Source organism: Rufibacter ruber, from assembly GCF_014138425.1.
GTDB classification, from domain to species: Bacteria; Bacteroidota; Bacteroidia; order Cytophagales; family Hymenobacteraceae; genus Nibribacter; species Nibribacter ruber_C.
In genome coordinates this window covers 24778-51339 of record NZ_JACJIQ010000023.1, presented here as the reverse complement: position 1 = coordinate 51339, position 26562 = coordinate 24778, and the positions used below count along the sequence as shown (strand labels likewise).

Sequence of the window (26562 nt, the reverse complement as noted above, 5' to 3'; positions counted from 1 at the left end):
CCTCACCCTACTTTCCCCGCAGCGATAAGCAACACCCAGATCCGTTTCCGGGCTGTTTTTCCAAAAACAGGCCCAAAACGCACCGCCAACTTCTTAGTTGTTTTTCTTCGCCGCAGGCAACTGAACCTTTCCCTGGCGCATCTACTCAGTAGAGATTGCAATAAAGATGATTTCTGGAACAGAATTTGCCTTCACCAGAATATCAGATAAAGCTAATATTATGAACGCACGCCTACTCTCCCTCTTTCTCCTGGTATTGCTCTTCTGGAGCGGGCAAGCCCGGGCGCAGTCTAAGGTAATTTATGACCAAAAGAAGCTGGAGAGCCTGACGTTGTCCAGCGCCGACCATGCTGAGCTGCACTCCATTGCCGTAGACCTGGGGTATGTCTCCAGCCGGTCCCGCACCACCAGGCTGTTGCTGCCGGTAGAGTTTGAGCAGCAGGAGCGCATCACGCGTGACGGAAACCAGATCAACTTTACCGCCTCTCTCAAAAACATGCGGGTACGGGAGCGCGTGCTGTACCGTGAATTTGATTTTGCAGAGGCGCTGGTGCCGGCCACCATTACCGCCAAAGTGCAGCTGTTAGGCGCTGAGGACAAGGTGTTGCAGACGTTTGACGTGTACACCAAAGACATTGACCAGAACGGCACTACCGTATTGGCCCAGAGTTTTATCAAAGACACCACCGCCTTCAACGGTTATAAAGTAAGGGTGGTAGAGACCAAACTGGGGTTTTCGGCCAAAAACCGTTCGCTGGTGCGGGAGCGTAAAGAGTTGGTGAACCGCTACTATGACACAGATGCCCGGCTGGCACAGCTGTCACGGGACCTGCAGACCATCAACCCCAATGATATAGACCGGCTGGCCCAGCACGGCGAACGCCTGAAAGCCTTAGAAGTAGAGATGGACCGCGCGGTAGACAGCAAAATGGAGAGGGAACTGGGGTTAAGGCAGCATGACCCTGTGCAGCTCATGCGCCGCGCCAGAGACCTGGACAGCCGCCTGCGGGAACGCCGCGCCGCCCTTGACCAGATGTGGGCGCGCCTGCCTGAGATTTTCTACAACCGCGGCCTGGAACTGGCCATGAACGGGAACGCCCGCGCCGCCCGTGATTTCTTTGAACGCTCCGTGGCCGCGAACCCTGCCTTTGCACCGTCACACTTGCAGCTGGCAAGACTTGACCTGCAGGCCGGCTACCTGAAAGAATCTGCCCAGCGCACCCGTGATCTCCTGAACCGCATGCAGCCTGACCCGGAGACGTTCCGGTTTGCCCAGGAATTGGCGCTGAACATCCAGAACGAATACGTGCGCTTTGGCGAGCAACTCAACAACCAGGGCAATTACCACCAGGCGCTGCAGCAGTTTGAAGAAGCCCGGGAGTTCTGCCGCGGCATCTCCAGCCTGCGGTGCCGCCCTGAACTCTGGGAAAGCGGCATTGCCTACGCCACCAACGGAATCTATGACAACCTGTTGCAAGCCGGAAGAACAGCCTTGCACGGCAAGAACCTCCCCCAAGCCGAGAAACTGGCCCGTGAAGCCCAGGCCTATGCCCGTAACAACCGCACGTTTATTCGCACAGACGCGGCCGCCCAAACCTTGATGCGGGACGTGCAGCAGCAGGTGTATGTGAACCACATGGCCTCCGGCCGAAAAACCTTGCAAGCCAGGCAATACGCAGACGCGCTCGCTTCTTTTGAGAAAGCCAAAAGCGTGGCCGCAGAATATGACCTGAAGGAGCAGGCAGATGCTACCTCTTTGCTACGGCAAGCGGCCAAGCCGGTAATTCTGGCCAGGATCAATGACGGGCAGCAGCAAGCCGCTAACAACCGCTTGGCCCAGGCCCGCACCATTGCCGCCGAAGTGACCAACCTGCAGGTGAAGTACAACCTGGTAAGTGACAAAGAGCTGGATGCCAAATTCCGGCAGTTAAGCCAGGGTATTTTCTCGCAGGAATGCGCCAACGCGCAGGCCAGTTATGAGCAGCATTACCAACGGTCATTGCAGTTGAGCCGCCAGGGGCAGTTTGCCCAAGCCGCCGCCGCGCTTGATCAGGCCCTGGCCGCGGCCAAAGAGAATGGCGGCTGCGCCATCTCCACGGCTACCGCCGATGCCGAACTAGTGCGCATTGACGCTCCCGCCCATTACCAGGAGACCCTGCAAAAGGTAGAGTACCTCATCAGCCAGAACAAAATGACCGAGGCGGTACAACTCTACCTGCAAGCAGGGCAACAGTTTGCAGAAGATGGCGTGGAGCGGTTTGGCCTGCAGCATGCCCCGCTGTTAGCCCTGGCAGCCCGGCATGAAAACAAGACCTTCGTGGCCGAGGTGGCCCGCCACACCGCTGCCCACGGAGAGGCCGCCGCTGCCATTGATCTGATCAAGCGTCTGGTGTCCCTGAAGTATACCAAATACAACCTGAACCAACTGCAGGAGCAGGTAGGCGAGCAACTGGCGGTTCGGGATGTGCAGGCCAACCCCAAAGCCAACTACAAGCAGCAAGCCGAAACCTATACCGGTGGCAACAAAGACCTGAAAAAGCTGAACAAGGCGTACCAGAAGAAATTCAAGAAGTTAACCTAGTCACAGAAGAGCGGTCCCGCAAGGGCCGTTCTTCTGTTTTTGGCCTGTTTTCGAGAAAACTGCTCCAAAACGCAGTAGCGTTGTTCCCTCTCCCATGGGGAGAGGGCTAGGGTGAGGGGCAAGCTATGAAACAGAGTAGTTGGCCCAGACACTCACAGGAGCTGCGCACATTACGAGGGCTGAAGAATGGCTGATTGTTTTTTGCTGATGGTTGGAAGATGGAACTGGCGCGAGACTCCGCTCCCGTGCCGTGGGATGGGGAGAGGCTCCAAACTCGTCGGGAGCCGTTCAGCCATGAATAGAACCCCCTCCTGCCGCTCCCGGGAGGGGAGTTATCTGGCATGTGAGGGGCAAGTGCCCTGTGCCCCTACATCTGGCATGCGTGTCCCTCGGCAGTCCGGGATTTGCCATCCCGGACACAGTGCCTGCGGATTTGCAATTTGCGGCGCCTGCAGATCAAACGTGTCGCCACGGGGGTTGCAAATCCCCGTGTACCAGCTTCCGGATTGCAAATCCGGAAGAGCGTGATACTGGGCAGGAGTCAACTATATGTGGTAACAAGGGAATTGATCAGGAATGCGTGTCCTCCTGTGTAAACATCCCCCTTCGCCCCCTTGAAAGGGGGAGTATCTGGTAGCGTTACAAGGCACGGAAGTAACTTCCGCGCCATAGAGGAGCTATAGAGGGCAGAAGTCATGTGAGGCTGCCGCCTCATGGAAGCTGAAAGCTTCCGCTATTATAGGTCCAAGTTGGAAACTTGAACCAGAGAAAGTGGCAAACCAGCAGCAAGAAGTAAACCAACAAACAATTATTAACAATCAACGCTTCTTCTAATGGCACCTCTGTAAATTAGCACTTCTGCCCCTGGCTGATGTGCGCAGCACGGGCTCGCCATAGGCTAGCGGAACAGCAGTAGTTACCTGCAGAGGCAGACAGAGCAGTACAAGCAGTAATAGCAAAGGAACCTGAACCAGTCCTGGGGGTGAGCGCCTCTGTTAATACGGTGCCGCGCCAGCGGCAAGGCCGGAGGGCCTAGTTTTAACAGCAGTGCGAACCGTCAGGACGGGGCCCCGCGGCCGTGAGCGCTTACCGGAAAAGATGAAACAACATCGCCCGTGAACTAACGCATCAAACAGCACAGCCAAGGGAACTACAGACTACACATTGCCACTGCTACCGCAGAAGCAACTTCTCATGCAGCAGCAGCAGGCTGCACTTTCCTGCCACAGCAATGGACCCACCGCCGCTGCAAAAACATACAGCAGCAAACAGATTAGTTACAAATCAAGCGAAAGCAATAAATAAACTTTATCCCTGTAATAACTCCGCCAACATCCCCTCCTTCAAAGCATACGAAGAAACCCTGATGTGCTCCAGGTTGTACTTCTCCAGCACCCAGTCAATGAGCACGCATGCCACCACAATCATGTCTACCCGCATCTCCAGCATGCCGGGAATAGCCATACGCTCTGTCCGGTTCTTTTGGAGGAGTTCTTTGTTCTGCCGTTGAAAAGTGGAGACACTTAACTCCATTTCTGGGGAGCCGTTGGCGTCACGGGTGAGGCCTTGTTGGGCCAGGTCCATGTCTACCAGCGTGTCAAAAGTGCCGGAGGAGCCCACCAAAACCTCGGGCTGGTGCTGGAGCACGGCGGCGGTGAGCTTCTGGAGCTGGTCTTGCAGGTAATGACGCTGGGCCTTCACGTCTTCAGGGGCCATGGGGTCTGTGTGGAAGAACTTGTCCAGCAGGCGCTGGGCTCCAATCTCAAAGCTTCTCTTCCAGAGAATGCCCTTGTCTGTGCCAATGATAAATTCTACGCTGCCGCCGCCAATGTCCATGACCAGCGCCGGCTTGGGGCCTATCTGCAGCGCCTGCTGCACACCTTTGAAAATCAGCTCAGCCTCGCGGGCGCCACTGATCACCTCAACGTCAATGCCGGTGTGTTCTTTGATAGCCTGCACCACCTCTATACCGTTGCTGGCGTTCCGGATGGCGCTGGTGGCCGTGGCTTTCACTTCGGCCACGCCGTGTTGGGCTATGATTTCCTGAAACTCCTTCAGGGTCTTGAGCCCCCGTTCCCGCGCCTCTGGCAGGATTTCGCCCTTGCTGATGCCGCCTTGCCCCAGCTTCACCGGAACCTTGGTCTTGAAAAGCGTCTTCGGCTCGCCGTCTTCCTGTAGTTCTACAATGAGCAGGTGAAACGTATTGGTGCCAAGGTCAATAAGGGCTAAACGGCGCATCTTTTTAATGGGGAATTAAGAATTATGAATTAGGAATGGGCAAAATAGGCTGTCGGTTTTTACTAACTCCGGGTGTTGTACGGGAAAAGTAGAAGACCGCAGTTGCCCTAAAACAAAATTGTTTCGGCGCAGCCTATGTTGCCCAATAAACAAAGAAAGCTGTTTTTGGCCTATTTTCTGAAAAACAGGGCAAAAACAGCTTTTGATATTTAGCTAGATATTGGAGAAATTATTCTGGGTGCTTCTCTCTTTTGTCATCCTGAAATGATCTTGCGTGCTAGCTAGACAGGCATTTGCTCTATGGAAAGAAAATGTACTTTCTCTGCTATTTGAGATTTGCAATCCCGAATTTGGTTACCTGCGGATTTGCAATCCGCGGTGCGTGCCGATTAAAAGTACGGAAGCGGGGATTACTCATCCCCGAGGTAGGGCTTCCGGATTACAAATCTGGAAGAGCCTTCACCCGTACTCTTTTTCCGCTTTTTCTACTGTGGTAAACACCCGTCATGTGTCAGCTGCTTTTCTATGCAACTTGAGTTAGATGGTACAAAAGAAGACAGTTTCCTGTATTTAGCTTTTGTCTTTCTAGCTGGCTCAAAAGATCCTTTCAGGATGACAAAGTAGAGGAAGATGATTGGAGATTAACAATCAACTAACAACCAACCTCTACTTCTCAGAGCTGAACCTGAAAAAAGTACCCAGCGGCAGTTTGCGCTGGCCGCGGTCTTGTAAGTAAAGCTCCCCCAGTTCCTCATTCTTCACCGTCTTCCCGAAGGAGGCTCTGATCAGATTGTCCAGTATCAAAGCCGAAAAGCCCAGGGAATACAGGTTGATCACGAAGAAGTTGTTTTCAGGCTCCAGCAGGTCGGCGCAGAGCTTGATGAGTTCGTTGATCTGCTCTTCCAGCTGCCATTTCTCGCCGTCCGGGCCTCGGCCGTAGGCGGGCGGGTCCAGGATGATGCCCTGATACTTGTTTCCGCGCTTGACCTCGCGGCGGGCGTATTTCATGGCGTCTTCCACCAGCCAGCGTATGTTGTCCAGGTTGCTGGCCTCCATGTTCTGGCGGGCCCAGAAGTTGACTTGTTTCACAGAGTCTAAGTGCGTAACATCGGCGCCGCCGGCGTTGGCGGCCAAAGAGGCGCCGCCGGTGTAGGCGAACATGTTCAACACCTTCGGCTTGCCGGGCAGGGCGCGGGTTTTATCATAGATGAACTGCCAGTTGGGGTCTTGCTCCGGGAACAGCCCTACGTGCTTGAAAGAGGACAGCCCCAGCCTAAACCGCAGCTTAAGGTCATTGTAGCGGTAGTTGATGAACCACTGTTCGGCCATGCCTTTCCTGAGCTGCCACTGGCCTTTCTCAGCGTTTCCCTTCTCACGCTTGAACACCGCCTGCGCCAGACGGTCCCACTCGCTCTCTGGCAAATGTTTGTCCCAGGCGGCCTGCGGCTCAGGGCGGGCCAGGATGTAATCGCCGAAGCGCTCCAGTTTCTCAAAGTTGCCGCAGTCAATGAGTTCATAGTCCGTCCAGGCGGTAGTGGTCAGGAAAGAATACATATCTTTGTAAAGTAGTGGTGCCGCAAAGGTACGTTATTCGTAGCACGTAGCACGTATCAGGTAGCACGACTTGAGTATTCTCAGTGAGGCCGTTTTTGGCCTGATTTCAGAAAAACAGGCCAAAAACGGCATTGTGCTTTGAAAAAGAATTCAGTTCTGATACCTGCTACGTGCTACCTGATACCCCAAAGAAACATGAAGTTGACTTTCTATAAATACCAGGGCACCGGCAATGATTTTGTGGTGCTGGACAACCGCTCAGGAGACATTTCGCTTACCCAGGAGCAGGTGGCGTTTCTCTGCGACCGCCGCAAAGGCGTGGGTGCCGACGGCCTCATGCTGCTGCAGCTCAAAGAGGGCTATGACTTTGAGATGGTCTACTACAACGCAGACGGCAGGCCCAGCTCCATGTGCGGTAACGGCGGGCGCTGTCTGGTGGCCTTCGCGCAGTTTCTGGGGGTGGTGCAAGAGGAGGCGTATTTTATTGCGTCAGACGGGCCGCACCAGGCGTATCTCAAAGACGGGCTGGTGCACCTGCAGATGATAGACGTGCACCACGTAGAGGAGCTGGAGAACGCCTGCTTCCTGAACACCGGCTCGCCGCATTACGTGCAGCAGGTGGCGGCGCTGCAGGAGCTGGACGTCTTTGCCGAAGGCCGTGCCGTTCGTTACTCAGACCGCTTCAAGGCTGAGGGCACCAACGTGAACTTTGTGGAGCACCTGCCGGGGAATAAACTGTTTGTGCGCACCTATGAGCGGGGCGTAGAAGACGAAACCTTCTCCTGCGGCACCGGCGTGACGGCGGCAGCCCTGGCGGCCAGCCGAAGCGGGTACCAAAGCCCTGTAAACATCAAGGTGCTGGGCGGGCAGCTGCAGGTGAGCTTTGAGAAAGACGGCAACAGCTTCAAGAATGTCTTCCTCATCGGCCCTGCCGAACAAGTCTTCAAAGGCGAAATCACGCTATGAAACCCTTTTCTGTTTTTGGCCTGTTTTCTGAAAAACAGGCCAAAAACAGGTAATTTATTCTTGGTTGATTTCGGCACAGCCGATTACAATTCTTAATTCCTAATTCCCCATTCCCAATTAAAAAAGTGCTGCTGCAAACCCACCGCCTCTTTCTCCGGGCCCCGGAGCCCACTGACCTGGACTTTCTCTACCTGTTTGAGAATGACACCACGCTGTGGCCGGTGAGTCTGTCATTGGCGCCGTTCTCCAAAGAGGTGCTGCGGCAGTACCTGGAAAACGCGTCACTGGACATTTACGCGGCCAGGCAGCTGCGGCTCATGGTTTGTCTGCAGCAGGGGCAGACCGTGATTGGCACGGTAGATCTGTTTGATTTTGAGCCGCTGCACCGGCGCGCCGGGGTGGGCATTGCCGTGATGCAGGAGTACAGAGGCAAAGGCTACGCCCGGGAGGCCCTGCAGCTACTGGAGTTCTATGCGGCGCAGGTGCTGCAGCTGCATCAGCTAAGCTGCTCAGTAACCGCAAACAACGGGGCAAGTCTGGCGCTTTTCCGGCAGTTGAACTACACTCAGGTGGGAGTCAGGCAAGACTGGCTGAAGACGCCAACCGGCTGGCAAGACGTGGTGGAGTTTCAGAAAATACTGTCTTTGGGCGGTTCCAGCAAAGATGCGCAACTAACTGGTTAGCCACCAGGTAAATACGGTTCTCTGTTGGCTTGTTGAGGTGTTAATACGGGTTTTCCCTCCGGTCTGGAATAATATAAAGTCTGATTGGGCGTTTCACGCAGCCTTTTTAAGAAAATTACGTAAGCAAGTGGGCAATGAGAAAAAGGGCTTCCCTTTTTCTATGATAGACCCACACTAAACAAAAGCTTACGAATATGTTTGACCTAGACTCTGATTTTATTCCCAGTGCGGGAAGCGGCTATTTTGTATCTGAGCCTGAAGCGAGCACTGCCAGTACTACTTCTGCTGCCTCCAAGAAAGATCTAAGAGCCACTTCTGGCAAGTCAGCCGGTAACAGTATGGAAGAGTACCTGAGCACTGTTTCGGCTCTGGTCTGCCTCTCGCACCTGCGTTGGGATTTTGTATATCAGCGTCCGCAGCATTTACTTTCCCGCTTCGCCAAACATACCCGTCTCTTCTTTATTGAGGAGCCGCTTTTCTTTGACAACGCCCGCCCGCGCCTGGCGGTTTCTAGCCGCGAAGACAACGTGACGGTGGTGGTGCCGCACCTGCCGCATGGGTTGACCGGGGCTGAAATTGAAGCCGAACAGCGCAACCTGCTGGACAAATTCTTCAAGGTGAACAAGCTGGAAGACTACGTTTTCTGGTATTACACGCCCATGGCCCTGGAATTCACCCGCCACTTCACCCCAAGCCTCACCGTGTTTGACTGCATGGATGAGCTGTCTGCCTTCAAATTTGCGCCGCCCAGATTGCTGGAGCTGGAGGCAGAATTGATGGCCAAGGCCGATGTGGTGTTCACCGGCGGGCAAAGCCTGTATGAGGCCAAGAAAGACCGCCACAAAGAAGCCTACGCGTTCCCCAGCAGCATTGACAAAGTGCACTTCGGCAAAGCCCGCCAGCCGCAGGAAGACCCCGCCGACCAGGCCCACATTCCGCACCCGCGTATGGGCTTCTTTGGCGTAGTAGATGAGCGTTTTGACATTGAATTGCTGCGCTCTGTCGCCGCTGCCCGCCCAGAATGGCAGTTCGTGATTATTGGGCCCGTGGTGAAAATTGACGAAGCAGACTTGCCTAAAGGTGAAAACATTCACTACCTGGGCGGAAAATCATACCAGGAACTTCCTTCGTATTTGGCGGGCTGGGACGTGGCCATGCTGCTCTTCGCCCACAATGAGTCTACCAAATACATCAGCCCAACCAAAACCCCAGAATACCTGGCCGCCGGTAAACCCGTAGTATCTACCTCAATCAGAGATGTAGTGCGCCCGTACGGTGAGCAGAACCTGGTGCACATTGCTGATGGCGCCGAAGCCTTTGAGCAGGCCATAGAAAAAGCCCTGGCCCAGAAAGAAGACCATGGCTGGATGCGCCGCACCGATGATTTCCTGGCCGGAATCTCTTGGGACAAAACCTGGCAGAACATGGTGCGCCTCATGCAGTGCATCAGCAAAGAGAAACAAACCAAGGCATAATTATAAAATGCGTTTTGGGCCTGTTTTCCCAAAAACAGGCCCAAAACAGCACCTGGCTACTCCTAGTGTGAGCGCCAGTAGAAATCTTATTGCGTAACTGTTACTATCCAACATTATGTTTGACTATCTGATTGTAGGGGCAGGATTTGCCGGAAGTGTACTGGCCGAGCGATTGGCGTCAGCGTCCAATAAAAAGGTCTTAATCATAGACAAGCGTTCCCACATTGCGGGCAACGCCTATGACCATTACAACGAAGACGGTATTCTGGTGCATAAATACGGCCCGCATATCTTCCATACCAATTCCAAAGAGGTGTTTGAGTACCTGGGCCAGTTCACCGAGTGGCGCCCGTATGAGCACCGCGTGCTGGCTAGCGTAGACGGCCAGCAGGTTCCCATGCCCATCAATCTGGATACCATCAACAAACTGTATGGCTTGAGCCTTACTTCCTTTGAGCTGGACAAGTGGTTTGAGTCGGTGGCCGAGAAGGTAGACACCATTAAGACTTCTGAAGACGTGGTGGTGAGCAAAGTGGGGCGCGAGCTGTATGAGAAGTTCTTCAAGAACTACACCCGCAAGCAGTGGGGCATGGATCCGTCTGAACTGGATAAGTCAGTGACTTCGCGCGTGCCCACCCGCACCAACCGTGACGACCGCTATTTCACAGATACCTACCAGGCCATGCCGCTGCACGGCTTCACCAAGATGTTTGAGAAGATGCTGGACCACCCCAACATCAAAATCATGCTCAACACAGACTACCACGAGATTCTGGACGTGATTCCGTTCAAGGAGATGATTTTCACGGGGCCGGTAGATGAGTACTTTGACTTTAAATACGGAAAGCTGCCGTACCGCTCGCTGGAGTTCAAGCATGAGACCGTGAACAAAGAAGTCTTCCAGCCGGTGGCGGTGGTGAACTACCCCAATGAGCAGCTCTATACCCGCGTGACCGAATTCAAATACCTGACTGGCCAGCAACACCCTAAAACCAGCCTGGTGTATGAATTTCCGCGCGCGGAAGGAGACCCGTATTATCCGGTTCCCAAACCCGAGAACGCCGAGCTCTACAACAAATACAAAAAGCTAGCCGAGGCAACTCCTAACGTACACTTCGTAGGCCGTCTGGCCACCTACAAGTACTATAACATGGACCAGGTGGTGGCGCAGGCGCTCACGCTGCACAAGAAACTGACGGGAAAAGAGAAGCTGGCGGTTCCGGCATTGGACCCCTCTGCCATTCTGCCCAAAGAAGTGCGCGAAGCCCTCAACGGAAGTTCCACCAAAGTGACTACGAATGGCAAACATTAACCTATGGGGAGGCGTGGAGTGTACGGTCAACCGCGTGGGCGACCAGTACTTTGACCAGCTGGCCAAAAGCGGGCATGACCGCCGGCTGTCAGACCTGGACCTCTTCGCTGACTTAGGCTTAACAAAAATCAGATATCCGGTTCTCTGGGAGCACGTAGCCCCCAAGCACCCTGAACAGCAAAACTGGGCTTGGGCCACAGAACGCCTCCACAAGCTCCGCGACCTGAACATTGATCCTATTGTGGGCCTGCTGCACCATGGCAGCGGCCCACGCTATACCAACCTGCTGGACCCAGACTTCCCCCAGAAGTTTGCCGCCTACGCCAAAGCGGTGGCCCAGCAGTTTCCGTGGGTGACGTATTATACCCCCGTGAATGAACCGCTCACCACCGCCCGCTTCAGCGCCCTTTACGGTTTATGGTACCCGCACAAGAATGATGATGCGTCGTTTGCCAAAGCGTTGCTGAACCAAATCAAAGGAACGGTACTGGCCATGCGCGCCATCAGGGAAGTGAACCCCAATGCCCAACTGGTGCAGACCGATGACCTGGGCTACATTCACAGTACGCCCACGTTACAGTACCAGGCAGATTTTGAGAACCACCGCCGGTGGCTTTCCTGGGATTTACTCTCCGGGAAAGTAGACCAGCAGCACCCGCTCTGGAATTACCTGACCAATGCGCAGGTGCCGGAGGAGCAATTGCTGGAGCTGGTGGCAAATCCTTGTCCGCCCAACGTGATTGGCGTGAACTACTACGTGACCAGCGAGCGCTACTTAGATGAGCGCATCACAGAATACCCGCTGCACACGCACGGCAGCAACGGCCGGCATAAATACGCAGATGTAGAGGCCGTACGCGTGACCTCGGCTGTGCCGCTGGGGGTACAGAACCTGCTGGCACAGGTGTGCGAGCGGTACCCGGAAAACCAGATTGCCATCACCGAAGCCCACCTCTGCTGCACCCGTGAGGAGCAGATGCGCTGGTTGGCTGAAGTTTGGGATTCTGCCCTGTTTTTAAAAAATCAGGGCAAAAACGTCATTGCCGTCACCGCCTGGTCTTTACTGGGAGCCTTTGACTGGAACAGTCTCCTGACCGAGGAGCGGGGCTTTTATGAACCCGGCGTTTTTGATGTGCGTAACGGGAAACCCGAACCCAATGCCGTCGCCAAACTTCTAAAAGGGCTGGCCGACAGCGCAGACAGGCACCCCGTGCTGCAGATAGATGGCTGGTGGAAGCGTTCTTGCAGAACATTGTTCCCTGCTTCGCCGGAAGTTCCTGAAACCTGGTGCATAGGTACTCAACCATCGGCGCAGCCGAAACAAAATACCGTAAAGCCTTTGCTCATTACCGGTGCCACCGGTACGTTGGGCCGCGCCTTCGCCCGCATCTGTGACACGCGGGGCATCCCGTACGTACTGCTGACCCGCCAGGAGATGGATATTGCGCATGAGGCCTCAGTGGAGAAAGCCTTGCGGAAATACCAGCCCTGGGCCGTGGTGAACACCGCCGGTTACGTGCGCGTAGATGACGCCGAGAATGAACCCGAAGCCTGCTACCGTGAAAACGCGCAAGGACCCGTGAACTTAGCCAAACACTGCCACGCCAGAGGCATTCAGCTGGTGACGTTTTCCTCTGATCTGGTGTTTGACGGCCAAAAAGGGGAAGGCTATCTGGAAACAGATCTCCCCAACCCCCTGAACGTGTACGGCGGCAGCAAAGCGCTGGCAGAGGAGCAGGTGCTGAAACTGATGCCCAGGGCTTTGGTGATCAGAACCAGCGCTTTCTTCGGGCCCTGGGACCAACACAACTTTGTGTACCACGCCCTGCGCACATTGGCGCACCAGGAGTTTTTTGAGGCCGCCGCAGATACGTTTATCACGCCTACCTACGTGCCAGACCTGGTGAATACCACCCTTGACTTATTGATTGATGAGGAATGCGGCATCTGGCACTTGGCTAATGAAGGAACGTACTCCTGGGCGGGTTTGGCCGAGGCAGCTGCCAGAGTGGCGGGAGTAGAGCCAAGCCCTTGGCTTCTGTCTAAACCTCAGGAGGAGTTTCACTATTTGGCCCCCAGGCCAACCAATGTGCCTTTGAAAACAAGTAAACGTGCGGTTTTGCCACCGGTGGAAGACGCCCTTCGGCGGTTCCTGTTCGCCAGTGAAATCCCGTTCCGGCCCCTGTTGCCCAAGGTGGAAGAAGGGGAGGAGGACTCCCTGCTGGCGGCCCAGGCATAAGCTGGCGCTATGAAAATGTGAAACCTGTTTTCAGGCTGTTTTTGGGAAAACAGCCCGAAAACAGGTTTTTGTTTTGATACCACAGCTGTTTTAGTGCCTCCCTCGCTTCACGTGGCGCAGATTCTCCCCTGGGTGCTGCGTCTGCGTTTAGGCAGCTCCCTGACTGAACCGGTTACACCATCTTTAAAAACAACAATGTGCCGCAATGGCACTCCCTTTCCCTGAAAGGGAGAATCAGAGGCTGCTTCCTGTTTTCGGCCTGATTTTCCTAAAACAGGCCAAAAACAGCTTGGTAACCCTCAGGGGTGCCACAGAAAAGTTTAACCTTTTCCTGCCATCCCGTCAGGTGGCGGCCACTAATGCGTAAGTGGTATTGTTTTAGCTAGATAGGAAAATGTCGGAAAAACCGCGTATTTTTGAAATTGCAACCACTACATCTTAAATAGCTTTTTATGTTTGACTTTTTTGGGAAGACGGTCGCCAAGCTTTTCGGTACCAAGTCAGAACGGGATATCAAAGGGGTAATGCCGTATGTGGCACTCATCAACCAAGAGTTTGCCACGCTTGCCTCCCTGTCTGATGACCAGCTGCGCCAGCGCACGCAAGAGGTGCAAGCCACCATTGCCGAGCGCCTGAAACCCATTGATGATAAAATTGCCGCGCTGCACCAGCGCATTGAAAACGAGCCGGAGCTGGACATTGCCCAGAAAGAGGAGATCTTTGTGGAGATTGACAACCTGGAGAAAGACCGTAACAAAGATCTGGAAGTAGTCCTGATGGAAGTGCTTCCGCAGGCGTTCGCCATTGTCAAAGAAACCGCCCGCCGCTATAAGGAGAACGGACAGCTGACCGTTTCTGCCACAGAGTTTGACCGTGAAATTGCCTCCCGCAAGCCAAACGTGCAGATCAACGGCGACCAGGCCGTGTGGGCCAACCGCTGGCTGGCGGCCGGTACCGAGGTGGTGTGGGACATGCTGCACTATGACGTACAGCTGATTGGCGGTATTGTGCTGCACCAGGGCAAGATTGCCGAGATGGCGACGGGTGAGGGGAAAACCCTGGTGGCTACCTTGCCGGCCTTCCTGAACGCCTTGGCCAAACGCGGCGTGCACGTGGTAACCGTGAACGACTACCTGGCCAAGCGTGACTCTGAGTGGATGGCGCCGTTGTTTGAGTTCCATGGCATCACCATTGACTGTATTGACAAACACCAGCCTAATACTGAGGCGCGCCGTCAGGCTTACCGGGCAGACATCACCTACGGAACCAATAACGAGTTCGGGTTTGACTACCTGCGGGACAACATGTCCCGCGAAACCAGTGAGCTGGTGCAGCGCAAGCACCACTATGCCATGGTAGATGAGGTAGACTCCGTGTTGATTGATGACGCCCGTACGCCGTTGATCATCTCCGGACCCGTTCCGCGCGGCGATGAGCACGAGTTCTACATGCTGAAACCCCGCGTAGCCGCTCTGGTAGAGGCCCAGCGCAAGCTGGTGGGTAACTTTCTGGTAGAGGCCAAGCGCCTGATCAAGGAAGGAAACGAGAAAGAAGGCGGTCTGGCCCTGTTCAGAGCGTACCGCGGTCTGCCTAAAAACAAGCCGTTGATCAAGTTTTTGAGTGAGACCGGTGTCCGTCAGATTCTCCTGAAGACCGAGGCGTTCTACCTCCAGGACCATTCGCGCCAGATGCCAGAGGCAGACAAGCCGCTGTACTTCACCATTGACGAAAAGCATAACCAGATTGAACTCACGGAGAACGGCATTGACCTGATCACCGGTCAGGGCGAAGATCCGCAGTTGTTCATCCTGCCAGATATTGGAACGGAGATTGCCAATATTGAAAGCCATACCGGGCTCACTGCTGATGAGAAACTGCACGAGAAAGAGCGCCTGATCCAGGAGTACCAGGACAAGACGCAGCGCGTGCACACCATCAACCAGTTGCTCAAAGCCTACACCCTGTTTGAAAAGGACACTGAGTACATTGTGACCGAAGACCGCAAGGTGAAGATTGTAGACGAGCAGACGGGCCGTGTCATGGAGGGCCGCCGCTACTCAGACGGTCTGCACCAGGCCATTGAGGCGAAGGAGAACGTGCGTGTGGAAGACGCCACCCAAACCTATGCTACCGTAACGCTGCAGAACTACTTCAGAATGTACCATAAGCTGGCCGGTATGACCGGTACCGCTGAGACAGAAGCCGGGGAGTTCTGGGAAATCTACAAACTGGACGTGGTGGTGATCCCTACCAACCGTGTGGCCCAGCGCAAAGACGAGCATGACAAGGTGTACAAAACCACCCGCGAGAAATACAACGCCGTGGCCGAGGAGATTCAGGAACTCACCAAGCAAGGCCGTCCGGTGCTGGTAGGTACCACTTCCGTGGAAATCTCTGAACTGGTAAGCCGTATGCTCAAGATGCGCGGCATCACGCACCAGGTTCTGAACGCAAAGCACCACCAGCGCGAGGCTGAGATTGTGGCCGAAGCCGGTAAGCCGGGCGCGGTAACCATTGCCACCAACATGGCCGGCCGTGGTACAGATATCAAACTTGCCCCAGAGTCAAAAGCTGCGGGAGGGTTGGCCATCATTGGTACCGAGCGCCATGAGTCCCGCCGGGTAGACCGCCAGCTGCGGGGCCGTTCCGGCCGCCAGGGAGACCCGGGATCTTCCCAGTTCTTCGTGTCACTGGAAGACAGCTTAATGCGTCTGTTTGGCTCTGACCGTATTGCCCGCCTAATGGACCGCATGGGGCTGGAGGAAGGCGAAGTGATTCAGCACTCCATGATCACCAACTCCATTGAGCGCGCGCAGAAGAAGGTGGAGGAAAACAACTTCGGGATCAGAAAGCGTTTGCTGGAGTATGATGATGTGATGAACGCCCAGCGCGAGGTGGTGTACAAACGCCGCCGCAACGCCCTGTACGGCGAGCGTCTGGAGCTGGACATCCTGAACATGATCTATGACGTGGCCGAGGACATTGTACAGACCTACAAAGCCACCGGTAACCATGAAGACTTCCTGCTGCACATTATCAGAGTGTACGGCTTCAACTCGCAGATAACCGCCGGTGAATTGGCCAGTCAGTCTGTTGAGGTGTTAATGGACCGTCTTTACAATGAGGCGCTGGATTTCCACACGGCTAAAAACCAGCAGATCATGCAGCAGTCGGCCCCCATTCTGGCAGACATCTACGCCAACCGCGGTGCCCTGATTGAAAACATAGCCGTGCCGTTCTCAGATGGCCGCCGCCAGATCACCGCTATTGCCAACCTGGAGAAAGTGGTAAGCACCCAGGGGCGTGAGCTGATCAAGACAGTAGAGAAGGTCATCACCCTGGCTACCATTGACCAGGCCTGGACCCAGCACCTGCGCGAGATGGATGACCTGAAGCAGAGTGTGCAAAACGCGGTGTATGAGCAGAAAGACCCGCTCTTGATCTACAAGTTTGAGTCATTTGAGCTGTTCAAGCGCATGATTGCCAAAGTGAACGAAGAAACGGTGTCATTCCTGTTCAAGGCAGATCTGCCGGTGCAGCAGGAGCAGCCGGTTCCGGTACAGGAGGCCCGTCCGGCGCCCGCGCCAAAGGCCCCCAAACTGCAGGTACAGAAAGAGGAGGTGCATTCTACCTTAGAAGACCACGTGCCTAACATGCCGCCAATGCCGCAGGCGCCTGCCCCTAAACCGCAGCCGGTGCGCGTAGAGAAAACTGTGGGCCGTAATGACAAGGTGAACGTGCAGTACATGGACGGCCGCGTGATGAAAGACGTGAAGTTCAAGAACGTAGAACAAGACCTGCTCAACAACCGGTGCTTTATCATTGAAGACTAACGTGCCCATATCACCAGATCAGAGCCTGGCGCCGTACATTGACCATACGGTGCTCAGGCCTGACACCACGCAGGCCCTGGTGGCGCAGCTTTGCCAGGAGGCGGCTGAACACCATTTTGCCGCCGTTTGTGTGCCTCCCTGCTTTGTAAAGCAGGCGGTGGCGGCCCTGCAGGATACGGGCGTGCAGGTGGCCACGGTGGTGGGGTTTCCATTGGGGTACCAGCTGGCCAAAGTGAAGTTCTTTGAGGCCCATCAGGCCCTGGCTGAAGGGGCTACCGAGATTGACGTGGTCATGAACATTGCCGCATTCAAATCTGGTAGGCACGAAGAGGTCATGTCTGAGCTGCAGGAGCTGAGTACCTTGTGCCACTTCAAGAATTCTATCCTGAAAGTGATCATTGAGACCGCTTTGCTGAGCCCCAGTGAGATGGTGCAGGTGTGCAAACTCTGCATTGAGGCCGAGGTGGATTATGTAAAAACCTCTACCGGTTTTGCCGCCTCCGGGGCGCAGGTAGAAGATATTCTGTTACTGCGTGCTACCTTGCCAGCGCATATTAAAATCAAGGCCTCCGGCGGAATCAAAACCAAGGAAGCCGCCCTTGCGTTGGTAAAAGCCGGAGCCGACCGGATTGGAACATCTTCCGGCGTTTCATTGCTATGACGTTACAAAAAATGACCTCAAGAGTTTTAGGATTTCTTTGCCTGGTAGTAATGATGGGCTGTGCGGCCACCAGCAGCAGCACCTCTTCCGGCAACGGCACCGCCTCAGATGATAACCGCAAAGCGGAATCAAAAGGAGGGACGGCGGCGTTGGTAGACACCAAGAAATATCTGCCCACTTTTCCTTCGGCGCCAGCCGGGAATACAGCCCCTGCCGCTCCGGCCATGCCCACCAACCACCTGCGCAACCAGGTGGCGTTGCTGCTGGACAGTGTGGCGCAGGTGCAGAAGAACATCAAATACGCCACCGGCTACCGCATTCTGGCCTATACCGGCATTGAGCGGAACTCAGCCATGGCGTTACGCAACAACCTCATTCAGCGCCTTCCAGAGCAGAGGGATTACCTCACCTTCAAGCAGCCCACGTACCAGCTAAAATTTGGCGATTTCTTTACCCGGGTAGAGGCGCAGGCCGCCCTGAGCAAAGTGCAGGATCTGATCCCGAACGCTTTGCTGGTGCGCGAAACCATCAACATCCCTAAATAAGGCTTTTTTTTTAAGAAGGTTGTTTCCGCCGTTTTTGGCCTGTTTTCTGAAAAACAGGCCAAAAACGGCGGAATTTTTTTTAGTAGAAATCACTCTCACTGACCGTGAGGGTGTAAGAGGCTTCGTAGGCTTTGATTTTATGGTAGGTCCAGTGCTTTGTTAAAGTGAAGTCTGTTTTGGGCTGGTTGAGCATGCCGTTGCCTTTCATGAGCACCTGCCTGAAAGACTGCATTCGGGGGTGTTTTTTCTCAAAGTCAAAGACCATTCCTTCTTCAGTAGATCCGGAGGAGCCCCAGACGTTTGCCGTTTTGCCGGGGGCAACGGTCCAGCGCATGGTGCTGGTGGCATGGCTAGTGGCGGGGTCAGGGTCTAGGGTGACCTCCAGGGTTTCACGCGTGTGGTTTTGCACCTTGTACCAATACTGCGGCGACTGCTCCGGCCAAACCATGTCGCAGGCAGAGCCAGCTAAGAGTAGCAGCAGTACGGCAAGGGTGTTGTAAGAATTTCTCATGGCTAAGTGGCTCTATGGCAGAGAGACAACAGTTGCCGGAGATGAGTTCACGCCAGGCCTGTGGTCTTTAGACAGTTAGATGAGGGAGTGTTGAATCTTTGCGTATTTCTGTTTCTGGCCTGTTTTTGAGAAAACAGGCCAGAAACGGCGCTTTCATTTTATAGCCGTACCTTTGCCCTGGAAAATTCCGCTTTAGCCATGAAAGAACTGACCAGCCATATTCAGCAACTCGCGAAACAATACGCCGCAGACACTGTGGCTACCCGGCACCACCTGCACCAGAATCCCGAGCTATCCTTTCAGGAGCACAACACCTCTGCCTATGTTTTCCAGAAGCTGCAGGAGTACGGGCTGGAGCCGGAGCGGGTCACCGAGACGGGGGTGGTGGCGCTGGTGAAAGGTAGAAACCCGCAGAAAGCCACCACCGCCCTGCGGGCCGATCTGGATGCATTGCCTATTCTGGAAGCCAATGACGTGGACTATAAAAGCCAGAACCAGGGTGTGATGCACGCGTGCGGCCATGACGTACACACGTCGTCTTTGCTCACCACCGCCAGAATTCTGCAGGAACTGAAAGACCAGTTTGAAGGTACGGTGAAACTCATTTTCCAGCCGGGCGAGGAGAAATTCCCCGGAGGGGCCTCTCTGATGATAAAGGAGGGCGTATTGCAGAATCCCGCGCCGCAGAGCATCATGGGCCAGCACGTGTTCCCTATGCTGGAGGCGGGCAAGGTGGGCTTTAGGTCAGGTATGTACATGGCCAGTGCAGATGAAATCTACATCACCGTGAAGGGCAAAGGCGGGCACGGCGGCTTGCCGGAACAGTTGGTGGACCCGGTCCTGATTTCGGCGCACTTGCTGGTGGCGCTGCAGCAGATTGTGAGCCGGCGGGCCAACCCTAAGGTTCCGTCGGTGTTGTCTTTTGGCAAAGTCATTGCCAATGGGGCGACCAATGTGATTCCGGGGGAAGTGCACATAGAAGGCACCTTCCGGACCATGGACGAAGCCTGGCGCGCCGAGGCGAAGCAGAAAATTAAAAAACTGGCCGAAGGACTCTGCGAGAGCATGGGCGGCAGCTGTGACATCACCATCATGGACGGCTACCCCTTCCTGAAAAACGACCCGGCTTTGGTAGCCCGGGCGCAGGCCGCGGCGGTAGAATATTTAGGCGCAGAAAACGTGGTGGAGCTGGATATGTGGATGGCCGCTGAGGACTTTGCTTACTACTCGCAGCAGGTTGATGCGTGCTTCTACCGCCTGGGCACCAGAAATGAGGCGCAGGGCATCACTTCGGGCGTGCACACGCCCACCTTCAACATTGATGAGTCTGCCCTGGAACTGGGCAGCGGGTTAATGGCGTGGCTGGCTATTCAAGAGTTACAGGCGCTGGCCCGCTTATAGTTATCATCAAATTTTCGTTTTGGGCCTATTTTCCAGAAAACAGGCCCAAAACGGAGTTGACTTACAGGTTCTTAAATGCCCAATTCCATCTGGAACCGCAGAATCCAGTTGTCTTGCTGACTGTTGTCTACGGCTAAGTTCTCGCGGGTTTGGTAGGTGAGGTCAGACTGCAGCTTGATGCGGTGCCACCTTATGTAATAATTGGCCCCCAAGGTGTAATGCCGGGTTTGGCGCGCCAGGTGCTGGATTTGCTTTTCTGGCGTGATGACGGCGTAGCGGGCGGCCAGCTCAAAATGGTTGGGCCATTGGTAACTCACCTGCCCGTTGTAGCCTTGCCCGGCATAGATAAACGAGTCTGATCCGTCTCCGGTCAGGAACTGGGTTTGGTCTGCCTTGCGCTGAATCCATTCATGTTGGGTGGCCCAGCCGTTGTATTTGAAGATCAAGTCGGCCATGTAAGCCTCCAAATCTGTGAAACCGGGCAGCTCAGAGCCTATCTGCCCGCCGGTGCGGTAGGCGTTGTCATTTTCAGAAAGGCCGAAACCGAGCGCTAATTTGGGTTTCGGTTCGCGCACCCAATCGCCCTCAAAATAATCTCCGTCCAGAGTGAACTCACCAAGCGGAAGCACCTCTACCCGGCCGGTGTAAGCTGCGCCGGAGCCTTCTACGGGCGAAGCGTTTCGGCCGTCACCGTTAGTCAGGGCCGCCTGTAAACGTATAGGCACCGTGCCAAGCTCGTTTTCATAGAAAGCAAATAACCCAAAATCACGGTCAATGGTGAAGGTGGCGTTCACAATAGAACGGTCTACAAACTGTTGCTCCCCAGAAGAAATCACGCGCTGGCGGTTGCCGGGTAACTTGGTTTGCCCAAACCCAATTTTCAGGTTGGGGGTGAACTGGTAGAACAGAACGGCGTCCCTAATCAGCTGCGGGTGTTCAGAATTCTCTACGTCCATGTCGCCGGGAGAAAAACCGAGCTGCAGGGAGTAGGTGAGTTTTTTGCTGAGCAGGTAACCAGATGACCGGAGCCGAAGCCGTTTGATGTAACCGCCATGAGAGGCTAAATCCAAATCGTCACCGGCCTGGGTCTCAAAGTCGGCCCGGTTCTGGATTCTGAAGCGCAGGTTGATGCTGGCGGTTGAGTCACGGGTAGTAAAGTTGAGGCCGTCTGTGAAATGGAGGTTTACGCCCGCTTCGCGGGTTTCAGGTACCTGGGCAAACGCGGCGGTGGTGCCAAAAAGAAGACTTGCCAGAAGCCAAAGGTAAAGGTGTTTTCTCATAGTTTGGTGGTATGGATAGTTACAAAGCCAGCCAAATAAAAACTGCTGAAGTTGGCTGTGAACGGGAATGCTGAAGTAGGCCGCAGGTTACCCGGTTCTATACTGTTTTGGGCGAAGTTAAGCTGCGAAAACAGGAAAGATTCTGGAACAGGAAAGTTTTCACCGTTCATTCCTTCTGTTTTAAGCCTGTTTTTAGAAAAACAGGCTTAAAACACAAAATACTTTTATAAAGTTCTTTTCCAGGAACGGCTAAAATCTTCTCTATTTCTGTCATTGTGTCTTATGTTTGTCTGGCTGTTATTGTGAATCAAGACATTCTGTCTTATTTTTAGGTGAGGGATGGGTTGGTACAAAATTTTCTATAAGGGAGGTGTCCACCTTAGAATTGAGCAATCAACCTTAAAAAGATAAAGACAATGGCAACTGTAAAACAGCATCCGGTAGTACAAAACAGAGTCCCTTTTAGCAGCCTGTTAGACACCTTCTTTCAGGATACGGTGAACAACCGCCGCGTAAGTGGCTTCACCCCGGCGGTAGACCTTTGGGAAACTGAAAACAGCTATAAGCTGGAAGTGGCCCTGCCCGGCCTGAAGAAAGAAAACATTCACGTTGAGTTTCAGGACGGTGTGCTGACCGTGAGCGGCGAGCGCGCTTTCAGCAAAGAGGAGAAAGAGCATAAGTACCACCGCGTAGAGAACCTGTACGGCAAGTTCAGGCGTTCTTTCCAACTCCCAGACCATGTAGACGCGGGTAGCATTGACGCCCAGTTTGAGAACGGCCTGCTGCAGATCACCGTTCCCAAGGTTGAGGAGAAAGTGGTGAAGCGTCAGATTGAAGTAAAATAATGAAACGTTAAAGAAATGTTAAAAAGGCGCTGCAAAGCGCCTTTTTGGCTTAGTGTTTGATTGACTTATAATACTAGTTTTGCTTTTTTAGCGTTTCAGACGTACACAAAAAAGAAGCCTTGCTTCAGATACTAAAACTAGACTAATACATTATTAACCTATATAGCTGACCTATTGTATGAAAACTAAACAGTTTATGTTGGGTCTGATGCTCTCCGCTATGTTAGGTGGGGGAGTAGCAGTTGGAAGTTACAAATTGCTGGAAGAAGACAGGCCCGCTGCCGGACAGCAGCAACCCAATACCAATGTAAGATATACCAGCGCCATGCGTGCGTCTAACGTGACGGTGCCAGAAGGCATCAACTTTGTGACCGCGGCTGAGTTGGTAACCCCTGCCGTAGTGCACGTAACCACTGAATATAGAGTGCAGGCGCGCCGGTCGCCAAGTGAGATCCACCCGTTCTTCCGGGATTTTTTCGGAGATGATTTTGAAGGCTACCAGCGCCAGCAGGGGCCTGCCATGGGCTCAGGCTCTGGGGTGATCATTGCCTCTAACGGGTACATTGTAACCAACAACCACGTCATTGACCGGGCAGATAAAATCAAGGTGATCTTAGATGACAAACGCACCTTTGACGCCACACTGGTGGGAACAGACCCAAACACAGACATTGCCCTGTTAAAAATCAACTCAGAGAACCTGCCGGCCCTGCGCTACGGCAACTCAGACAACGTGCGGGTAGGGGAGTGGGTGTTGGCCGTGGGCAACCCGTTCAACCTCAACTCAACCGTAACCGCCGGTATTGTGAGTGCCAAAGGCCGTAACGTGGGCATCTTGCAGAATGCGGGTAGTATGAGCGTAGAGTCTTTTATTCAGACAGACGCCGCCGTGAACCCTGGCAACAGCGGCGGGGCCCTGGTGAACCTGAACGGTGACCTGGTGGGCATCAACACCGCCATCGCCTCCCAGACCGGTTCCTTTGCCGGTTACTCCTTTGCCGTGCCGTCTTCTATTGTAAGCAAAGTGGTAGATGACCTGCTCAAATACGGCGAAGTACAGCGCGCCCTGCTGGGAGTTTCTATGCAGGAGGTTGACGCAGAGCTGGCCAAAGAGAAAGGCATCAAAAACCTGAACGGGGTGTACGTGGCCGGTTTCTCTGAAAGCAGTGCCGCCAAATCTGCCGGTCTGCAGGAAGGTGACGTGATCACAGAAATCAATGGCGTGAAAGTGAACACCGGTGCCCAGCTGCAAGAGCAGGTAACCCGCTACCGCCCCGGTGATAAGATTAAAGTGGGCTTTGTACGCGGCGGAAACGCCAAAACCATTAACGTGACCCTGCGCAACGCCAATGGAAGCACTGAGATTGTGAAGCGTGATCCAAACGCGGCCAAATCCATGACCATTGAGGGGGCTACTTTTGAGGCCGCCAGCAAGCAGGAGTTAAGCAAACTGGACATAACCGGTGGCGTGAAAGTGACCGGTATTGAGAAAAGCGGCTTTGCCGAAACCGGCATGAAAGACAACTTCATCATCACCAGAATTGACCGCAACTCAGTGAACACCCCGCAAGACGTAGAGAAAATCCTGAAAAGCTCCCGTGGCGGCGGCCTGCTGATTGAGGGAGTGTACCCAGACGGTAGGCGCGCCTACTACGCCATTGGCCGCTAGTTTTGCCCTGAAATAGAAAAAACAAGCCATAAACGGCTCTTTAGAAAGCTCCTGCCCACCGGCAGGAGCTTTTTTGTTTCAAAAGTTAACAGAAAGGGCTATACTAGGGACTTTGAACCAGCATTTTTAAAACTATGTCACAACCAATATCAGATATTCTGGCGCAGTTAGGCATCAAGGATACCAATCCTGCTTACAGCACCGGTTTGCAGTGGGGCGGTGAGAGCCACCGTGACACCCGCACTGTTTCCTCCCCCACCAACGCCAAAGAGATTGCCAAAGTAAACATGGCCACGGCCGAAGACTATGAACGCGTCATCACCACCGCCCAGCAGGCGTTTCTGGAGTGGCGCAAATGGCCTTCGCCCAAGCGGGGCGAAGTGGTGCGCCAGATTGGCCAGAAGCTGCGCGAGTACAAAGAACCGCTGGGCAAACTGGTGAGCTATGAGATGGGCAAGATCCTGCAGGAGGGGCTGGGCGAAGTGCAGGAGATGATTGACATCTGTGACTTTGCGGTAGGGCTTTCGCGCCAGCTGCACGGCTACACCATGCATTCTGAGCGCCCCACGCACCGCATGTATGAGCAGTACCACCCGCTGGGCATTGTAGGCGTGATTTCGGCCTTCAACTTCCCGGTGGCCGTGTGGAGCTGGAACGCCATGCTGGCCGCTATCTGCGGAGATGTGGTGGTCTGGAAACCGTCTGAGAAAACCCCGCTGACCGCGGTGGCTTGCCAGCACATCATCAAAGACGTGTTGCAGGAAAACAACGTGCCTGAGGGCGTGTTCAGCATGATTGTGGGTGATGCCAGCATTGGCAGCCAGATGGCGCATGACGGCCGCGTGCCGCTGGTATCGGCTACGGGTTCAACGCGCATGGGTAAGAAAGTAGGCGAGGCCGTGGGTGCTCGTTTAGGAAAGTCTCTGTTAGAGTTAGGCGGCAACAACGCGATCATCCTCACTGAGAATGCTGACCTGGAAATGGCTATCCGGGCCGTGGTGTTCGGGGCTGTGGGAACTGCAGGGCAGCGCTGTACCTCTACCCGCCGCCTCATCATTCATGAAAACATTTACAACGAAGTAAAAGAGCGCCTGCTCAAGATTTACCCCAACCTGCCCATTGGCGACCCGCTGAAAGACGGCATTCTGGTGGGGCCGTTGATTGATAAAGACGCGGTTTCTGCGTTCCTGAAAGCGTTGGATGACGTGCAGAAAGAAGGTGGTAAACTCTTGACCGGCGGTACCGTGCTGGAAGGTGAAGAATACGCCACCGGCACCTACGTGACCCCGGCCATTGTAGAAGCCAAAAACGAGTATCACACCGTGCAGGAAGAAACCTTCGCGCCTATTCTGTACCTGATCAAATACAGCGGCACCGTAGAAGACGCCATTGAAATCCAGAACGGGGTACGCCAGGGCCTGTCTTCTTCTATTTTCTCTACCAACCTGCTGGAGACCGAAGCCTTCCTGAGCCACTGGGGTTCTGACTGCGGCATTGCCAACGTGAACATAGGCACCTCCGGGGCTGAGATTGGCGGTGCGTTTGGCGGGGAGAAAGATACCGGCGGCGGCCGTGAGTCCGGGTCAGATGCGTGGCGGTTCTACATGCGTCGGCAGACCAATACCATCAACTTTGGGCGGGAGCTGCCGCTGGCGCAGGGGATCAAGTTTGATCTGTAACCGGTTCACGCTTGCAAGAAACCAAATGCCCTTTCTGGTGCTGCGCCAGAAGGGGCATTCCTGTTTTGGGGCTGTTTTCAGAAAAACAGCCCCAAAACAGGAAGTTTCTAAAGCCAGATCTTTTCTGCCGCTGCAGAAGTTGCTACCTTCTATTTTTGAAATCGTAAAGAAGCTATTGCTGCAGATGGTATTTCTGCATTGAACCTTGAACTAACCCCGTCATGCCTACTCCCACCAGCGTTGCCGCCTTTAAGAAAGTCATCACCAACCCGGTTAAGCTCAAGCTGTTCCTTTTCAAGAACCTGCCCATGGCTTATCTGGCCGGTGTCAGGATCAAAAGCCTCACAGAGCAGGAGGCGCAGACCACCATTGAATACGGCTACCTGACCAAAAACCCGTTTAAGTCCATCTATTTCGCCTGTCTGGGCATGGCGGCCGAGCTGTCTTCCGGGGTGTTAAGCATGATGTACCTGTACAAAGCCAATCCGTCAGTGTCCATGCTGGTGGTAGACCTGCAGGCCACCTTCACCAAGAAAGCCGTGGGGGTGATTACCTTCACCTGTGCAGACGGGGAGGCCATAGCACAGGCGGTGAGGCAGACCCAGGAAACCGGCCTGGGCGCCAGCCTGCAGACCGTGAGCATTGGCCGTGATGAGGCAGGAGACGAGGTGGCCCGGTTTGTGATCTCGTGGTCGTACAAAGTGCGCAGTAAGAAATAGCCTGTGTGAAGTAAGCAGTTCAACTTGCTTTCCTAATTCAGAAAATCCATCCCTTCCAGAAAATCCTGCTCTTCCGTTTTTGCGGCTGTTTTTCCCAAATCAGCGCCAAAACAGGTTTTGTTAAACATCTGTTAAAGTAGCGGCGCCAGTTGGCGGCGTTGTAAAATCTTGGTAACTAGGGCACTGATTCGCCACCGCCCTCACTCCGTGTCAGCGGCTATACGCCCCTTATAAAAAGCAGAAGAATTTTAGGAACACCGTGCAACCCATGTACAAACCTGTAGTCTTTAGTACAGAAGTTTGGAACAGAGCGCGTCAGAGGGCGCTGTAGAAAGGGTTGGTGTTGTTCCGGAGAGCTGCTTTACCAGGAT

The 26562-nt window shown here is 54.2% G+C and carries 18 protein-coding genes; 14 read left to right on the top strand and 4 right to left on the bottom strand.

The annotated features are described in order from the left end of the window. Positions 1-220 precede the first annotated feature (220 nt). Entirely contained in the window at positions 221-2581 is a 2361-nt protein-coding gene (locus FHS90_RS20270) for a tetratricopeptide repeat protein (protein ID WP_182514375.1), read from the top strand. Between the two features lie 1308 nt (positions 2582-3889). Here FHS90_RS20270 and FHS90_RS20265 read toward each other — a convergent pair. Both FHS90_RS20265 and FHS90_RS20260 read right to left on the bottom strand, forming a co-directional pair. Further along, positions 3890-4819 carry a Ppx/GppA phosphatase family protein gene (locus FHS90_RS20265; RefSeq protein WP_182514374.1) on the bottom strand — a complete coding sequence of 310 codons (930 nt, stop codon included), beginning with the start codon at positions 4817-4819 and terminating at the stop codon, positions 3890-3892. A 666-nt stretch (positions 4820-5485) separates the two neighbouring features. Continuing rightward, positions 5486-6373 carry a class I SAM-dependent methyltransferase gene (locus tag FHS90_RS20260; RefSeq protein WP_066832434.1) on the bottom strand — a complete coding sequence of 296 codons (888 nt, stop codon included), beginning with the start codon at positions 6371-6373 and terminating at the stop codon, positions 5486-5488. A gap of 195 nt (positions 6374-6568) precedes the next feature. On the opposite strand from FHS90_RS20260, the gene dapF reads away from it, so the two are divergent. From dapF to FHS90_RS20220, 8 genes are all read left to right on the top strand, one after another. Then, positions 6569-7339, top strand: a complete 771-nt coding sequence (gene dapF / locus FHS90_RS20255; RefSeq protein ID WP_182514373.1) for a diaminopimelate epimerase — start codon at positions 6569-6571, stop codon at positions 7337-7339. Between the two features lie 125 nt (positions 7340-7464). Next, a complete protein-coding gene (locus FHS90_RS20250) occupies positions 7465-8022 on the top strand; it encodes a GNAT family N-acetyltransferase (RefSeq protein WP_182514372.1) in 558 nt (185 codons plus the stop codon). 194 nt (positions 8023-8216) lie between these two features. Beyond that, positions 8217-9497, top strand: coding sequence for a glycosyltransferase (locus FHS90_RS20245; protein WP_182514371.1), 1281 nt, complete (start codon positions 8217-8219; stop codon positions 9495-9497). A 115-nt stretch (positions 9498-9612) separates the two neighbouring features. Continuing rightward, complete coding sequence (glf, locus tag FHS90_RS20240) at positions 9613-10809, top strand: UDP-galactopyranose mutase (protein ID WP_074987945.1); 1197 nt, start codon at positions 9613-9615, stop codon at positions 10807-10809. Continuing rightward, positions 10796-13048, top strand: a complete 2253-nt coding sequence (locus FHS90_RS20235) for an SDR family oxidoreductase (RefSeq protein WP_182514370.1) — start codon at positions 10796-10798, stop codon at positions 13046-13048. Before glf ends, FHS90_RS20235 begins: the two co-directional genes overlap by 14 nt. A 452-nt stretch (positions 13049-13500) precedes the next feature. Next, entirely contained in the window at positions 13501-16881 is a 3381-nt protein-coding gene (secA, locus tag FHS90_RS20230; protein WP_182514369.1) for a preprotein translocase subunit SecA, read from the top strand. Position 16882: 1 nt separating this feature from the next. After that, positions 16883-17542, top strand: coding sequence for a deoxyribose-phosphate aldolase (deoC, locus tag FHS90_RS20225; protein ID WP_241498946.1), 660 nt, complete (start codon positions 16883-16885; stop codon positions 17540-17542). A gap of 11 nt (positions 17543-17553) precedes the next feature. Then, a complete protein-coding gene (locus tag FHS90_RS20220; protein ID WP_182514368.1) occupies positions 17554-18087 on the top strand; it encodes a sporulation protein in 534 nt (177 codons plus the stop codon). Positions 18088-18166: 79 nt separating this feature from the next. Here FHS90_RS20220 and FHS90_RS20215 read toward each other — a convergent pair whose 3' ends face one another. Continuing rightward, positions 18167-18598 carry a hypothetical protein gene (locus FHS90_RS20215; RefSeq protein WP_182514367.1) on the bottom strand — a complete coding sequence of 144 codons (432 nt, stop codon included), beginning with the start codon at positions 18596-18598 and terminating at the stop codon, positions 18167-18169. A 198-nt stretch (positions 18599-18796) separates the two neighbouring features. On the opposite strand from FHS90_RS20215, the gene FHS90_RS20210 reads away from it, so the two are divergent. Next, a complete protein-coding gene (locus tag FHS90_RS20210; RefSeq protein ID WP_066834740.1) occupies positions 18797-19999 on the top strand; it encodes a M20 metallopeptidase family protein in 1203 nt (400 codons plus the stop codon). A 71-nt stretch (positions 20000-20070) separates the two neighbouring features. Here the strand turns inward: FHS90_RS20210 and FHS90_RS20205 are convergent, their stop codons facing one another. Continuing rightward, positions 20071-21279, bottom strand: a complete 1209-nt coding sequence (locus tag FHS90_RS20205) for a porin (protein ID WP_066834737.1) — start codon at positions 21277-21279, stop codon at positions 20071-20073. A 416-nt stretch (positions 21280-21695) separates the two neighbouring features. Between FHS90_RS20205 and FHS90_RS20200 the strand changes: the two genes are divergently transcribed. From FHS90_RS20200 to FHS90_RS20185, 4 genes are all read left to right on the top strand, one after another. Beyond that, positions 21696-22124: an Hsp20/alpha crystallin family protein gene (locus tag FHS90_RS20200; protein ID WP_066834734.1), complete on the top strand. Its 429-nt coding sequence runs from the start codon at positions 21696-21698 to the stop codon at positions 22122-22124. Between the two features lie 178 nt (positions 22125-22302). Further along, complete coding sequence (locus tag FHS90_RS20195; RefSeq protein ID WP_066834731.1) at positions 22303-23793, top strand: Do family serine endopeptidase; 1491 nt, start codon at positions 22303-22305, stop codon at positions 23791-23793. Between the two features lie 134 nt (positions 23794-23927). Beyond that, positions 23928-25472 carry an L-piperidine-6-carboxylate dehydrogenase gene (gene amaB, locus FHS90_RS20190; RefSeq protein WP_182514366.1) on the top strand — a complete coding sequence of 515 codons (1545 nt, stop codon included), beginning with the start codon at positions 23928-23930 and terminating at the stop codon, positions 25470-25472. Between the two features lie 221 nt (positions 25473-25693). Further along, on the top strand, positions 25694-26191 hold the full coding sequence (locus FHS90_RS20185; RefSeq protein ID WP_182514365.1) for a DUF4442 domain-containing protein: 498 nt from the start codon (positions 25694-25696) through the stop codon (positions 26189-26191). Positions 26192-26562: the final 371 nt, after the last annotated feature.